Source organism: Actinomadura fibrosa (genome assembly GCF_900659615.1).
Lineage (GTDB): Bacteria > Actinomycetota > Actinomycetes > Streptosporangiales > Streptosporangiaceae > Spirillospora > Spirillospora fibrosa.
The window spans coordinates 1-12437 of record NZ_CAACUY010000244.1 but is presented as its reverse complement, the minus strand read 5'-3'; the positions used below and the strand labels follow the sequence as shown (position 1 = coordinate 12437).

10 protein-coding genes and 1 tRNA gene are annotated in these 12437 nt (G+C 73.1%); 3 read left to right on the top strand and 8 right to left on the bottom strand.

Translation table 11 applies throughout. The features are described from left to right. The 7 genes from E1300_RS40835 to E1300_RS40805 form a co-directional block, all read right to left on the bottom strand. The coding region (locus E1300_RS40835; protein WP_131762654.1) for an ABC transporter transmembrane domain-containing protein at positions 1-1184 on the bottom strand (1184 nt) is incomplete at its 3' end. Between the two features lie 381 nt (positions 1185-1565). Further along, the gene (locus E1300_RS40830) at positions 1566-2021 is read right to left on the bottom strand and encodes a nuclear transport factor 2 family protein (RefSeq protein WP_131762653.1); all 456 of its coding nucleotides are present in this window, start codon (positions 2019-2021) and stop codon (positions 1566-1568) included. Between the two features lie 34 nt (positions 2022-2055). Then, entirely contained in the window at positions 2056-3420 is a 1365-nt protein-coding gene (locus E1300_RS40825) for a cytochrome P450 (RefSeq protein ID WP_207400241.1), read from the bottom strand. 2 nt (positions 3421-3422) lie between these two features. Beyond that, entirely contained in the window at positions 3423-4049 is a 627-nt protein-coding gene (locus E1300_RS40820) for a GTP-binding protein (protein ID WP_131762651.1), read from the bottom strand. Beyond that, positions 4030-4419, bottom strand: coding sequence for a DUF742 domain-containing protein (locus E1300_RS40815; RefSeq protein ID WP_131762650.1), 390 nt, complete (start codon positions 4417-4419; stop codon positions 4030-4032). Before E1300_RS40815 ends, E1300_RS40820 begins: the two co-directional genes overlap by 20 nt. Continuing rightward, positions 4416-4841: a roadblock/LC7 domain-containing protein gene (locus E1300_RS40810; protein WP_131762649.1), complete on the bottom strand. Its 426-nt coding sequence runs from the start codon at positions 4839-4841 to the stop codon at positions 4416-4418. The genes E1300_RS40815 and E1300_RS40810 overlap by 4 nt, the downstream gene beginning before the upstream one ends. Positions 4842-4845: 4 nt before the next feature. After that, complete coding sequence (locus tag E1300_RS40805; RefSeq protein WP_131762648.1) at positions 4846-6300, bottom strand: ATP-binding protein; 1455 nt, start codon at positions 6298-6300, stop codon at positions 4846-4848. 534 nt (positions 6301-6834) lie between these two features. On the opposite strand from E1300_RS40805, the gene E1300_RS40800 reads away from it, so the two are divergent. Together E1300_RS40800 and htpG are read left to right on the top strand one after the other, a co-directional pair. Continuing rightward, on the top strand, positions 6835-8286 hold the full coding sequence (locus tag E1300_RS40800) for an NAD(P)/FAD-dependent oxidoreductase (protein ID WP_131762647.1): 1452 nt from the start codon (positions 6835-6837) through the stop codon (positions 8284-8286). 274 nt (positions 8287-8560) lie between these two features. Continuing rightward, the gene (gene htpG / locus E1300_RS40795; protein WP_131762646.1) at positions 8561-10573 is read left to right on the top strand and encodes a molecular chaperone HtpG; all 2013 of its coding nucleotides are present in this window, start codon (positions 8561-8563) and stop codon (positions 10571-10573) included. Positions 10574-10619: 46 nt separating this feature from the next. On the opposite strand, the gene E1300_RS40790 is transcribed toward htpG, so the two are convergent. Next, positions 10620-11114: a cold-shock protein gene (locus E1300_RS40790; RefSeq protein WP_131762645.1), complete on the bottom strand. Its 495-nt coding sequence runs from the start codon at positions 11112-11114 to the stop codon at positions 10620-10622. Positions 11115-11592: 478 nt separating this feature from the next. On the opposite strand from E1300_RS40790, the gene E1300_RS40785 reads away from it, so the two are divergent. Then, a tRNA-Leu gene (locus E1300_RS40785) sits at positions 11593-11666 on the top strand. Positions 11667-12437: the final 771 nt, after the last annotated feature.

Genomic DNA, 12437 nt, shown 5'->3' with positions numbered 1-12437 from the left:
GGGACGCCGTCCAGCTCGACGGTGCCGGCGTCCGGGTCGGTCTCGCGGCCGAGGCAGCGCAGCAGCGCCGCCGCGTCGCGCGGATCGGGGGCGACGACGCCGAGCAGCTCGCCCGGCCGCGCCTCCAGGTCCACCGACCGCAGGCTCCCGGACGCCACGCCGCGCAGCCGCACGTGCCCGGCGACCGGCGCGGGCGGCACGCCGTCCCCGTCCGGCACCGCGGACGGCGAGGCCAGCACGTCCGCGATCCGGGCGGCGGAGGCGCGGCCCTGCGCGAGCTCGGCGTTCACCCAGGCGAGCACCGACAGCGGGCCGAGCAGCAGCAGCGCCAGCCCGACCGCCGACACGAGCTGGCCGAGGCTGACCTCGCCCTGCGCGGCGAGCCGCCCGCCGACGAGCGCGACCAGCGCGATGAACAGCCCGGTGAGGGCGAGGACCGTGCCGTTCTGCCACGCCTCGGCGCGCGCGGCCCGCAGCGTCGCGGCGAGCGACTCCCCGCTCGTCCGCCGGTACCGCTCGACGGCCGCGGACTCGGCGCCGACGCCCTTCAGCACCCGCAACCCCGCGACCAGGTCGGCGGCGACGGCGGACGCGTGCGCCGCGCGCTCCTGCTCGGCGCGGCTGCGCCGCTCCAGCGGGCGGCTCAGCGCGTGCCCGAGCCACAGCAGCAGCGGCGTCCCGAGCACGACGACCAGGCCGAGCGGCACCGAGATGCTCAGCAGCACCGCCGCGCCGGACGCGATGCCGACCAGCGCGGCGATCCCGGCCATCAGCGCCACGTTCACGGCCCCGACGCGGCGGGCGTCCTCGGTGGCGACCGCGGCGAGCGCGCCGGGCAGCCGGCCGGTCCCGGCGCCGCCGCGCGGGTCCAGCACCCGCTCGACGAGCGCGACCCGCAGCGCGTGCGCGGCCCGCGCCCCGGCCCGCTCCCCCGCGCCGGCGCCGATCCGGAAGCCCCACGACAGCGCGACGTACACGGCGGCGAGCACGGCCAGCCACAGGACGAGGGCCCGCCCGTCGTCCCCGGCGATGGCCTGGTCGATGGCCACGCCGATGAGCACGGGCACGAGCGTCTCGCCGACCTGGTGCGCCGAGGCGAGCACCGCGCTCACCGCGACGTCGCGGCGCTGCGAGCGGATCGCCCCGCGGAGCACCGACCGTCCCGTGGGAACCTCCGCCTTCACCCTGCCTCCGTGCCCCGGCCACCGCCCCGACGACGCAGGACGCGAATTAGGCGAGGCTAACCTCACTCACCTCGCCGTGACCAGAGGATACGCGAGTGATCCCAGCAACCAGACGGCCCCTACAGATGCCGCCCGAGCGCGACGGCGATCTCGTCCCGCCACCTGACGTCGACCTCAGGCGTGCGCCGCGCGCCAGTACTGGTCGCCCCCGACGCGCTCACGCGGCGGCAGCGCGCCTAGGCGCGCGTTGTTGTCGCACACTAGGCAGCCGGGCTCACGATCGGCCATCGCGCTCACCGGCCACTCGCGCGTGACGGCCTGCGCGTCCGGGAGCGAGTCATGCGGCCGACCCTGTTGCCGGGCGGTGCCGCCGAGTCCCTGTCACTCCGAGCCTGAAACCATGACGGATGTTTCGGAGGCGCCGTCCACGCTGACGAAGCGGCGCGCGAACAGCCACTGCCCTTCGTCGCCGCCCGGGACGAGCAGGTCGCGGTAGCGGCCCCAGTGGTCGGGGCCGGTGGCGTTCATGACGAGGAAGTACGCCGACGCGCGGACGGCGTCCGGGGCGACCTCCTCGAAGCGCAGGTTCGCGACGAAGTGCCGGATCACGCCCGGGTGCCCGTCAGGGCGCGGGGCCGAGCCGCGTCCGGCGGCGCCCGCCACGAGCGCGGCGATCGCCTCCCGTCCCGCGGCGGTCGCGCCGCCGCGGATCTCCAGGACGCCGTCCGGGGCGAACAGCGCGGCCAGGTCGCCGGCGCGTCCCCGGTCGGCGGCGTGCGTGTAGGCGGCCACCGCGTCGCGGACGCGTTCGCGCGCCACCAGTTCCCAGCTCTCCACCGCGGGCGAGTGTATCCGGCCCGCCTTCCGCAGCTCAGCGGAGGTGCGGGGCCAGCAGCCGGATCAGGGACGCCACGCGCGAGGCGGGCCGGGGTGACGCGGACGGCCATGCCGAGGGCCCCGGCCCGCGGCTCGGGCAACCGTCGAGCGGGGGCCGCGGGCGGGCCGGTCCGGGACGGGCGGCGGGCTCGGGGCGGCGGGGCGTGAACGTTACGGGGAGCGTCGCCAGGTGGCGGGTCACCCATGCCGCGTTCCAGCCGAGCTCGTCCTCGGGGACGGCGAGGTCCAGGTCGGGGAGCCGCAGGAAGAGGGTGTCGATCCCCACCTCGGCGATGGCCCGGCTGATGTCCTGGCCGGGGCACTCGTGGGCGCCGCCGCCGAAGGAGAGGTGCGAGCGGTTGCCGAGCAGCGGCGCGGCGAGGTCGGGGCGGATGGCGGGGTCGGCGTTGCCGGCGGCGAGGCCGAGGAGCATCATGTCGCCCGCCTTGATCTTCTGCCCGCCCAGCTCGGTGTCGGCGGTGGCCCACCGCCCGACCAGGGTGCGGAACGGCGGCTCGTCCCAGAGGATCTGCTCCACGGCGTCGGGCAGCGTCATGTGGCCGCCCGCGAGGGACGCGCGGAAGCGGGGGTCGGTGAGCATCATCCGCAGCGTGCTCGCGATCAGGGCGACCGTGGTCTCGTTCGCGATCACGAGGGTGACGCGCAGGTTCTGCACCACCTCCGGGTCGCTCAGCCCGATGGGGTGGGCGAGCAGCCAGGACGCGAGGTCGCCCGCGGGCGCGGCGCGCTTGTCCGCCACGACGTCGCGCAGGCACGCCACGATGTGCTCGTTGCTGGCGACCGCGGTCCGCGCCCCGACCATCAGGTCCTGCGTCGCGCGGGCGAGGCCGGGGGCGGCGTGGCCGGGGATGCCGATCAGCCGGGCGAGCACGAGCATCGGCAGGTGCTGGACGAACCGCGGGACGAGGTCGGCGCGGCCCGCGGCGCAGAACCCGTCGATCAGCTCGCCCGCGTACCGGGTGACGTGGCGGCGCAGGCCGCGGCGGTTGAACCTCGCCAGGCTCTCGTTGATGGCCGTCCGCAGCCGCCGGTGCTCGCCGCCTTCGGCGAACCGGACGACCGGCTTCCACTCGGTCACCGGCAGCAGCGGCGAACCGGCGGGGACCCGGCCCTCCCGGGCGAGGTTCCAGACCCGCGAGTCGCGGGTGAACCGGGTGGCGGTGCGGGCGACCTCCAGGTTCTCCCGGTAGCCGAGGACGAGCCAGGCGGGCAGGTCGTCGGCGAGCAGGACGGGCGCGACCGGGCCGTGCCGGGCGCGGAGCCGCTCGTAGGTGCCCATGGGGTCCGCCACGGCCTCGGGCGAGAAGAGGTTGACCAGCCCGGCGGGGGAAGGCGTCACTGTCATCGCTCCTGGGTTGCTGCGGTGAGGTCGTACAGGTAGCGCATGAGGACCAGCAGGGTGTCGCGGCTGGACGCGCGGCTGCGGGCGTCGCACTCGACGATGGGGACGGACGGCTCCAGGTCGAGCGCCTCCCGGATGGCCTCCAGGGGGTGGGGCGGGGCGTCGGGGAAGCAGTTGACGGCCACGATGAACGGGACGCCCCGGTCCTCCAGGCGGCCGAGGACGTCGAAGCTGACCTCCAGCCGCCGCGTGTCGATGAGGACCACGGCGCCCAGCGCGCCTTCGAACAGCCCCTTCCACAGGAACCAGAACCGCTCCTGCCCGGGGGTGCCGAACAGGTAGAGGACGAGCTCGTCGTTGAGGCTGATCCGGCCGAAGTCCATCGCCACGGTGGTCCGGGTCTTGCCCTCGACGCCGGCGATGTCGTCCACGCCGACGCTGGCCTGCGTCATCGTCTCCTCGGTGGTGAGCGGCCGGATCTCGCTGACCGCGCCGACCAGGGTCGTCTTGCCGACGCCGAAGCCGCCGACGACCACGACCTTCACCGCCGCGACGGTCGAGGGGGACAGCTCGTCCCCGGCCCGCGGCCCGGTGCGCTCGCCAAGGTCAGATCTTGGAGAGCCCATCCATCACCGCCTCGAGAAGGGCGACGGGGTGGGCCGTCGCCGACATCGGTGCCCGGGCCTCGACCCGGCCGTCCTCCACCAGCTCCGCGACCAGCACGGTGACCGTGCTGGCGGGCAGCGACAGGTAGGCCGACAGCTCGGCGATCGACAGCGGACCGGCGCACAGGCGGAGGATCGCGCCGTGCTCGGGGTGCGCGCCCGGCTTGGCGCCCGGGCGGGTCACGACCAGCGTGACGAGGTCGAGGGGGGCGCGTTCGGCGGGCGGCCCCTCGGCCGCGCCGACCACGTAGAGCCGCTCCGGCGCGCCGTCCGGCCAGCCGCGCCGGGCGGGCCCGCCGGCCCCGCCCGGCCGCGCTCCGGTTCCGCTCATACGGCCGGCTCGTTCGATCGCGGCGCGCTGCTCAGGTGCTCCCCGATCCGGGCGACGAGGTCGCGCATGCGCTGGCCCATCAGCCCGGCGTCCACCCCGTCGTCGGCGAGCACCGCCAGGTAGGCGCCGCGGCCCGCCGCCATCAGGTAGAAGAAGCCGCCGTCGATCTCGATGACGACGAGGCGCATGCGGCCGTCGCCGTGCGGGAACTCCGCGGCGATCGCGCCCGCGAGGCTCTGCAGGCCCGCGCACGCGGCGGCGAGGCGCTCGGCGGTCTCGACGGTGCCGACCGCGCCGGGGATGGGGCTGAACTCGGCGATCGTCAGCCCGTCCGAGGACAGCACCACGACGTGGCGGGTCTCGGGGACGCTGGTCGCGAGGTCCTTGAGGATCCAGTCCATGTTCATCGACTGCGGTGCCATCCGCCTACTCACCCTTCCCGATCGGCGCGTCGCCGCGCGGGTCGTCGACGTCCCCCGCGGAGAGCCTGCCTGAGACGCCTTCCTGGAAATCGGCCAGCCACATGCCCGGCTGGACGGGCGCGTCCGGGGGCGGGGCCGGGGCGGCCGGGCCCGCGGGGGCCGGTACCGTCCTGGCCGGCACCCGGCCGCCGCGCCGCCGCCGCTGGGGCAGGCCGTTGGCGTTGCGCTCGATCCCGTCGTCCGCGTCGTCCCGGGCGGGCGCGACCGGGCCCAGGTCGGGCCGCGGCCGCGGCCTCGGCGGCGGCAGGACGGCGGCGTGGGCGATCATGCCGCCGGGGAAGGGGGTGGCGGTGAGGGCGTCCTGCGGGACGGTCAGCACCGCGCGGACGCCGCCGTAGGCGGAGGGGCGCAGCGCCACGGTGAAGTCGTTCGCGCGGGCGAGGCGCCCGACGACGGCGAGGCCGAGGCGCGGCGTCTCGCCGAGGTCGTCGAGGTCGAGCTCGGTGGCGCCGAGCGCGAGCGCCGTCTCGGCGCGGACGCGGGCCTCGTCGGTGAGGCCGACCCCGGCGTCCTCGATCTCGACCGCCACGCCGGAGGTGGTCTCGATCGCGGTGAGGTGCACGCGGGCCTGCGGCGGCGAGTAGCGTGTGGCGTTGTCCAGCAGTTCGGCGATCGCGTGGATGAGCGGCTCCACGGTCGGCCCGACGACGGCGAACTCGGCGACCGAGTGCAGGTCGACGCGCTTGTAGTCGTTGATGCGGGACATGGCCCCGCGCAGGACGTTGAACAGCGGCACGTCCTGGCGCCACTGGCGGCCGGGGCGGGCGCCGCCGAGGACGGCGACGCTGTCGGCGAGGCGGCCGATCAGCGCGTTGCCGTGGTCGAGGTGGAGCAGGTCGCCGAAGACGTCGGGGTTGTTGCCGTGCTTGTCCTCCATCGCCCGCATGTCCAGGGCCTGCTGGTGGACGATCGCCTGGACGCGGCGGGCGATGTTCACGAACGCGCGCTGGGCGGCGTCGTGCACGCCGACCTGGGTGTCCACGATCTCGACGACCGAGCGGAGCATCCGCTCGTGGGCGTCGCCGAGCCGCGAGCCGTTCTCGGGCACGAGGCCCCGGACCGCGTCCTCCGCGACCGCGCCGTGGCGGAGCCGGTCGAGGGCGGCGGGCAGCAGCTCGGTCGCGAGGTGGACGGCCGCCGCCTCCTGGCCGGCCAGCCGGTGCCGCAGCGTCGCCTCCGCGGCGGCGTGCGCTTCCCGCAGCGCGGTGACCGCGCGCTCCCTGCGCAGCTCCTCCCAGAGGACGAAGCCGGTCGCCGCCAGGCCGCACAGCGCGACGCCCGCGCGGGCGCCGGCGGGCACGACCAGCGTCACCGCGGCGCCCGCGACGAGCATGAGGAGCGGGGTCAGCCAGAGGGAGGCGGTGGAGGGCCGGCTTCCCGGCGAACCGGATCTAGCCATGGACACTTCCTCGATTTCCATGAAGCCGAAACAACGGTGCCCCGCGGTCGGGAAAAGGCGGGGACGATCGGACGTCCAGCGCTCGGATGCCTTTTCTCCATGGCAGCGAGTTCGTCGGCATCCCGGTCGGGGCGGCTAGGTTATAACCGGCTCGGACGGGCGTGCAAGCGTTCGCGTGGATTAGTGCGATGTCGCCCGTGATCTGCGAAAACGGGCCTGGAGAACGTTCCATCACGTCCGTGCGGAAAGAAACGATCTCCCGATGGGGCACTTCCCGGAAAAGGATCAGTGGGGGAAATTCGTAGAATGTCCGCGTTGTGGTGATTGCCGAATCGGCCGTTGGATCACCCGGCCGCCGGAGGGGCGGCGTCGGCGCAAGCCATGGTTCCCTATCCGCGGCGCAAGATTGACCTGTCCGAACGGCGGGCGGTGACGCGGTCGCCACACAATCCCTCACCCATCGTCACATGTAAATTACCCAAAGCGGTGCTTGTCTACACAAAGGGGGATTTTCCCAATCACAGGAGGCGTCACATGTATTCCAGCGACGGTCACGTCCAGGTCCTCGTGATCGGAGGAGGCCCGGCGGGATCGACCGCCGCCGCCCTGCTCGCGAGATCGGGCCTGCGGGTGCGGCTGCTCGAACGCGAGACCTTCCCCCGCTACCACATCGGCGAGTCCCTGCTCGCCTCGTGCCTGTCCACGCTGCGCCTGTCCGGCGCGTTCGAGGCCGTCCAGGCCCACGGATTCCAGACCAAGCGCGGCGGCGTCTTCCACTGGAAGGACGACAAGTGGCTGCTGGACTGGAGCGAGCTCGTGGACCCCGACGCGTGGTCCTGGCAGGTGGACCGCGCCGCCTACGACGACATCCTGCTCCGCAACGCCTCCAGGCAGGGCGCGGAGGTGATCGAGGGCGCCACGGTCAAGGACGTCGCGTTCGAGGCGGGCCGGCCGGTGTCCGCCTGCTGGGTCGACCGCGAGGGCACCATCCGCCACACCGGCTTCGACTTCCTGGTCGACGCCTCCGGGCGCGCCGGCGTCCTGGCGAGGCAGCACTTCGACATGCGCCGCCCGCACGAGACGTTCCAGAACATCGCGGTCTGGGGCTACTGGGACGGCGCGCGGGCGCTGCCCGGCGGCCCGGAGGGGGCGATCAACGTCGTCTCCGCGCCCGAGGGCTGGTACTGGCACATCCCGCTGGGCGGCGGCCGGTACAGCACCGGGTACGTCACCTACAAGCGGTGCTTCGCCGAGGAGCGGCCCTCGTTCGCCGACCTCGGCGCCTACTACCACGACGCCCTCGGACGGTCCGCGGACATGCGCCGGCTCCTGGAGGACGCCGTCCTCACCGGGCCGGTCCGCGCCGAGCAGGACTACTCCTACGTGTCCGACCGGTTCTGCGGCCCCGGGCACATCATCGTCGGAGACGCCGCCTGCTTCCTCGACCCGCTGCTGTCCACGGGCGTCCACCTCGCCCAGTACGGGGCGCTGGTCGGCTCCGCGGCCGTGGCCACCGTCCTGCACAAGGAGATGGACGAGGCGAAGGCGCTCACGTTCTTCGACTACGTCTACCGCCGCGCCTACTCCCGGTTCCTCGTGCTCGTGTCCCGCCTGTACAAGCAGTACATCGGCATGGACGAGTACTTCTCGCACGCCCACGGCCTCGTGCACGAGGACAGCCGCGCCGGCGACGAGGCCGTCCAGTCCTTCACCCGCATCACCGCCGGGCTCACGGACGTCCGCGAGGCGCGGGAGACCGGGCGGCGCACGCTCACCGAGGCGCTCGTCGGCGAGGCCGAGGACCTCCAGGACGACGCGGCCGCGTCGAACGTCAACTACATGGGCGGGCTCGACATGTCGCCGGTATGGAACATCTGGCGCGATCCGCTCGGCCCCGACACGGTCATGGGCGACGTCCGCATCGTGACCAGCCCCCATTTCGGGCTGGCCGAGGGATTCTCAGATCCCGGACCGTTCGCCGCCTGACGGCGGTTTTTCGGGCGGCGCGCAACGCCCGGCCCGCGCCCGCGCCCCGGATCCCGGCCTCCGCGGCGCGGTCGCGGCCGGGACCGGCGCGCCGGCCGGTCACCCGGCCGGGTCCCTTCACGGGACGCACGGCTGGGACGCATGCCGGCGCGAGGGGCGTGCCGTTGACCCGCCGAAGCCGCAATTCTAGGCTTGCACCGCTCATCGGCCGGCGGCGCCCGTCTGATCGTTCCGGGGGCGATCGCGCGCCGGCCTTTCCCCATGGACGGAGACCATGACCGTAGAGGCGCATGAAGAGACATTCACGTTTCAGGCCGAGGTGGCCCAGATTCTGGACCTCATGGCCCATTCGCTCTACAGCAACAAGGAAATCTTCCTCCGCGAACTGATCTCGAATGCGTCCGACGCGATCGACCGGTTGCGCTTCGAGCGGTTCTCCCGGCCCGAACTCGCGGACGACGGGGAACGGCTACGCATTCGCGTCGCGTTCGACAAGGACGCCGGCACGATCACCATCGAGGACAACGGCATCGGCATGAGCCGCGCGGAGGTGATCGAGAACATCGGCACGATCGCCCGGTCCGGGACCGCCGAGTTCCTCCGCGCGCTGAAGGACGACAAGCGCGCCGACACCGAACTCATCGGGCAGTTCGGCGTGGGCTTCTACTCGGCGTTCGTCGTGGCCGACCGGGTCGTCCTGACGACCCGGCGCGCCGGGCTGCCGGCCGAGGAGGGCGTCCGCTGGTCGTCCGAGGGCAGGGGCGAGTACACGCTGGAGACGGTCGAGCGCCCGGAGCGCGGCACCACGATCGTGCTGCACCTCCGCGAGGGCGAGCAGGAGCTGCTGAACGAGCACCGGCTGCGGTCGATCATCCAGCGGTACTCCGACCACATCAGCCTGCCGATCGTGATGCCGTCCGAGGGCCAGGGCGACGCGGACGACCCGCCCACCGTCAACAAGGCGTCCGCGCTCTGGACCCGTCCGAAGAGCGAGCTCACCGAGCAGGACTACCGCGACTACTACCGGCACATCAGCGGCGACTTCACCGACCCCATCGCCCACCTGCACGCCAAGGTGGAGGGGCGGTACGAGTACACGATGCTGCTGTTCGTCCCGTCCCGCGCCCCCTATGACCTGTACGCGCAGCAGCCTCGGCACGGCGTCCGGCTCCACGTGCAGCGGGTCTTCATCCTGGAGGACACGGGCCAGCTCATGCCGTCCTACCTGCGGTTCGTCCGCGGGATCATCGACTCGGCCGACCTGCCGCTGAACGTCTCCCGGGAGATGCTCCAGGGCAGCCGGGCGCTCGACCACATCCGCTCCAGCGCCGTCAAGAAGGTGCTGCGGCTCCTCAAGGACCTGGCGCGCAAGGAGCCCGAGAAGTACGCCGAGTTCTGGGGCGAGTTCGGCGCGGTGCTGAAGGAGGGCATCGCCGAGGACTACGACAACCGCGCGGAGATCGCCGAGCTGCTGCGCTTCACCAGCACCCACTCCCCCACGCAGGACGCGGACGTCTCGTTCCGCGACTACGTCGGGCGGATGAAGGAGGGCCAGGACAAGATCTACTACCTGCTCGCCCCGACCCTCGCCGCCGCCACCGCCAGCCCGCACCTGGAGGCGTTCCGCAAGAAGGGGATCGAGGTGCTCCTGCTGGGCGAGCTGATCGACAACTGGGTCGTGACCGGCCTGCTCCAGGAGTTCGACGGCAAGCGGCTCCAGTCCGTCGCGCAGGGCGTCCCGGACTTCGGCGACCTGGAGGACGAGGCCGAGAAGGAGGCCGCGGAGAAGGCCTCGGCCGACTTCGCCGCGCTGCTCGGCAAGCTGAAGGAGGCCCTGGACGGCCGGGCCTACGACGTGCGGGTCACGAGCCGCCTGACGACGTCGCCCGCGTGCATCGTCGCGAACGAGGCCGACACCGACTTCGCGCTGGCGCAGCGGCTGCGCGGCTCGGGGCTGCCGAACCAGCCGGTACTGGAGATCAATCCGACGCACCCGCTGGTGGAGCGGCTCAACCGGCGGCAGGACGACCCGCGCCTCGCCGACTGGGCGCACGTCCTGTACAACCAGGCGGTGCTGACGCTGGGCGCGCGGATCGACGACCCGGCCTCGTTCGTCACCCGCCTGAACGACCTGCTGGTGGCGCTGACCGAAGCGGAGCAGACGGAGCAGGCGGAGCAGGCGGAGCGGGCCGGAGGAACGGAGCAGGCCGGGGAGGCAGGACAGCCCGGGGATACAGAGCGGACCCCGCAGTCCGCGCAGTCCGAGCAGGCGGGCGACGCCGGCTGAACGACCGGACGAGCCGGACGGGCCAGCCGGGCCCTGCGGGGTCCGGCTAGCCCTCTACCCAGCCGTACTTGTGGGCGAAGGCCAGCAGCGTGCGGCGCAGGTGGGTGATCTGGGCGCCGGTCAGGTCGGGCGCCTCGTCGAGCAGCAGCTCGGTCACCTCCTGGAGGAACTCCTTCGCGGAGAGGACGTCGCAGAGGCCGTCGTCTTCCTCCGGCCTGTGCGGAAGGCCGGAGAGCTCCGGCCTCGTCGCCGGGCCGGCGTCCGCGTAGCCGCCCGCCGGGAACCCGTCCATGGACCCGCCCGGCGACCCCGTCCCGCCGGGCGTCCGGCCCGCGGGCTCCAGGACCCGCACCGCGAAGGCCTTCAGGCCGCGGTCTCCCTGCGCCACCTCGAACTCGACGGGCGTTCCGGGCGAGAACGCCTTTTTCTCGTCGAGCAGATCGTTGGCGTGGACGAACACGTCCTCGCCTCCGCTGTCGGGAACGATGAACCCGTAGCCCTTGATGTCATCGAACCGCAGGATCTTGCCAGTCTTCGCCATGACCGTCCTCCACCAACCAACGCCACATGACATACGCTACGCATCCGGGACCTACGGGCCGATGGGCCTCACCGGCTCCACGGGCGGCGTACGAAAAGCCGGGAAGAACGCGGCTCCCCCGCTCCGCGCGGATCACGACGATGATAGCCGCCAAGGGCCGCGCCGCGGCGAAGCCGAAACGGGCGCGCCGCCCCGGACGGGCCGTGACCAGGGAACTCTCACCCGGCTCCGGGCGCCCTGACGGCGGGACGGGCCGTCCGGGGAAGGCGGCCGCCAGCGCCGCGCCCCATTCAGCAAGGCATGCCGGAACTTTTCTCCCGCCTTACCCGGAAAGGCAAGGAGATGGCTATTCAGTTTCGCATGCCGGAACGACTTCCGGCAAGATCGTCCAACCTCGCGGCATTCCTCCGATCGTCCAACGGCCGGCCGCCCCGGGGGCCTTCGATGTCCGGCCCGGCGGTTATGATCGAGTCATTGAGCCCCCTTGGCCCAATAGGCAGAGGCAGTCCCCTTAAAAGGGACTAGGTGTCGGTTCGAATCCGACAGGGGGTACCGCGGGGAGGTGTCCGACCGCATGCCCTCGGCAGTTGGACACGCCCGCCCGGCGCGCCGCGCGGCCCGGCCGCCCGCGGCGGAACGGCGCGCGGGAGGCGGCGCGGGCCGCCCCGGACGGACGGCGGGACCCTTCGCCGCGTGCGAATCGGCTCTCCCTGAGGCGGACGGCACGTCGACTCCTCGGCTCCCGCTCGATGCACCTGGCCGCCGGAATGCCACCGCCGGACCCCGAAATGACCGCGGGACCGCGCCGCGATCACTGATCGTCCCCGTGTCTTTCCTGTCCGTGGCCGATGCTATTCGATCTTTGTCACACCCCCCACCCCGACGTCCGGAAGCGGCCATTTCGACCGTTACGGCAGCTCAAAGCAAACGTTTTCGGCCGGAGGCAACCGGTTTTCGGAAACTGTGCTGGCGCCCATGGGCACGCTCTGTGATAGCGCTCTCTGGCGCACCCCCCGAGCCTTCGAGAAGGGCGGTGCACCGGACGCAAAGGCGGCCTAGATGATCACGCGACTTACCGTGGAACCGGCCGCGCTCTTTCTCCGGCGCGGCGAACACGGGAACCGGCCGTCCGGGCGAACCGTCTCCCCAACGGGAGCGGGCTCGGAGGGGAACATGATCGCGGCGCATCAGGTGGCGTTCTTCCTGCGGGAACTGAGCGCCGCCGAGCCCGCGCGGCGCGCCGCGGCGGCCACGGGCCTCGGCAAGGTCCCCGGCCACGCCGCCGAGCTCGCCGCGCTGGCGGCGGATCCGGCGCCCCAGGTG

What these genes read in the sequence shown, in the direction of transcription:
- E1300_RS40790 (WP_131762645.1), bottom strand. Translation starts at nt 11,114, where the DNA reads ATGGCGAAGACTGGCAAGATCCTGCGGTTCGATGACATCAAGGGCTAC.
- htpG (WP_131762646.1), top strand. Translation starts at nt 8,561, where the DNA reads ATGACCGTAGAGGCGCATGAAGAGACATTCACGTTTCAGGCCGAGGTG.
- E1300_RS40820 (WP_131762651.1), bottom strand. Translation starts at nt 4,049, where the DNA reads ATGGGCTCTCCAAGATCTGACCTTGGCGAGCGCACCGGGCCGCGGGCC.
- E1300_RS40805 (WP_131762648.1), bottom strand. Translation starts at nt 6,300, where the DNA reads ATGGCTAGATCCGGTTCGCCGGGAAGCCGGCCCTCCACCGCCTCCCTC.
- E1300_RS40810 (WP_131762649.1), bottom strand. Translation starts at nt 4,841, where the DNA reads ATGGCACCGCAGTCGATGAACATGGACTGGATCCTCAAGGACCTCGCG.
- E1300_RS40800 (WP_131762647.1), top strand. Translation starts at nt 6,835, where the DNA reads ATGTATTCCAGCGACGGTCACGTCCAGGTCCTCGTGATCGGAGGAGGC.
- E1300_RS40815 (WP_131762650.1), bottom strand. Translation starts at nt 4,419, where the DNA reads ATGAGCGGAACCGGAGCGCGGCCGGGCGGGGCCGGCGGGCCCGCCCGG.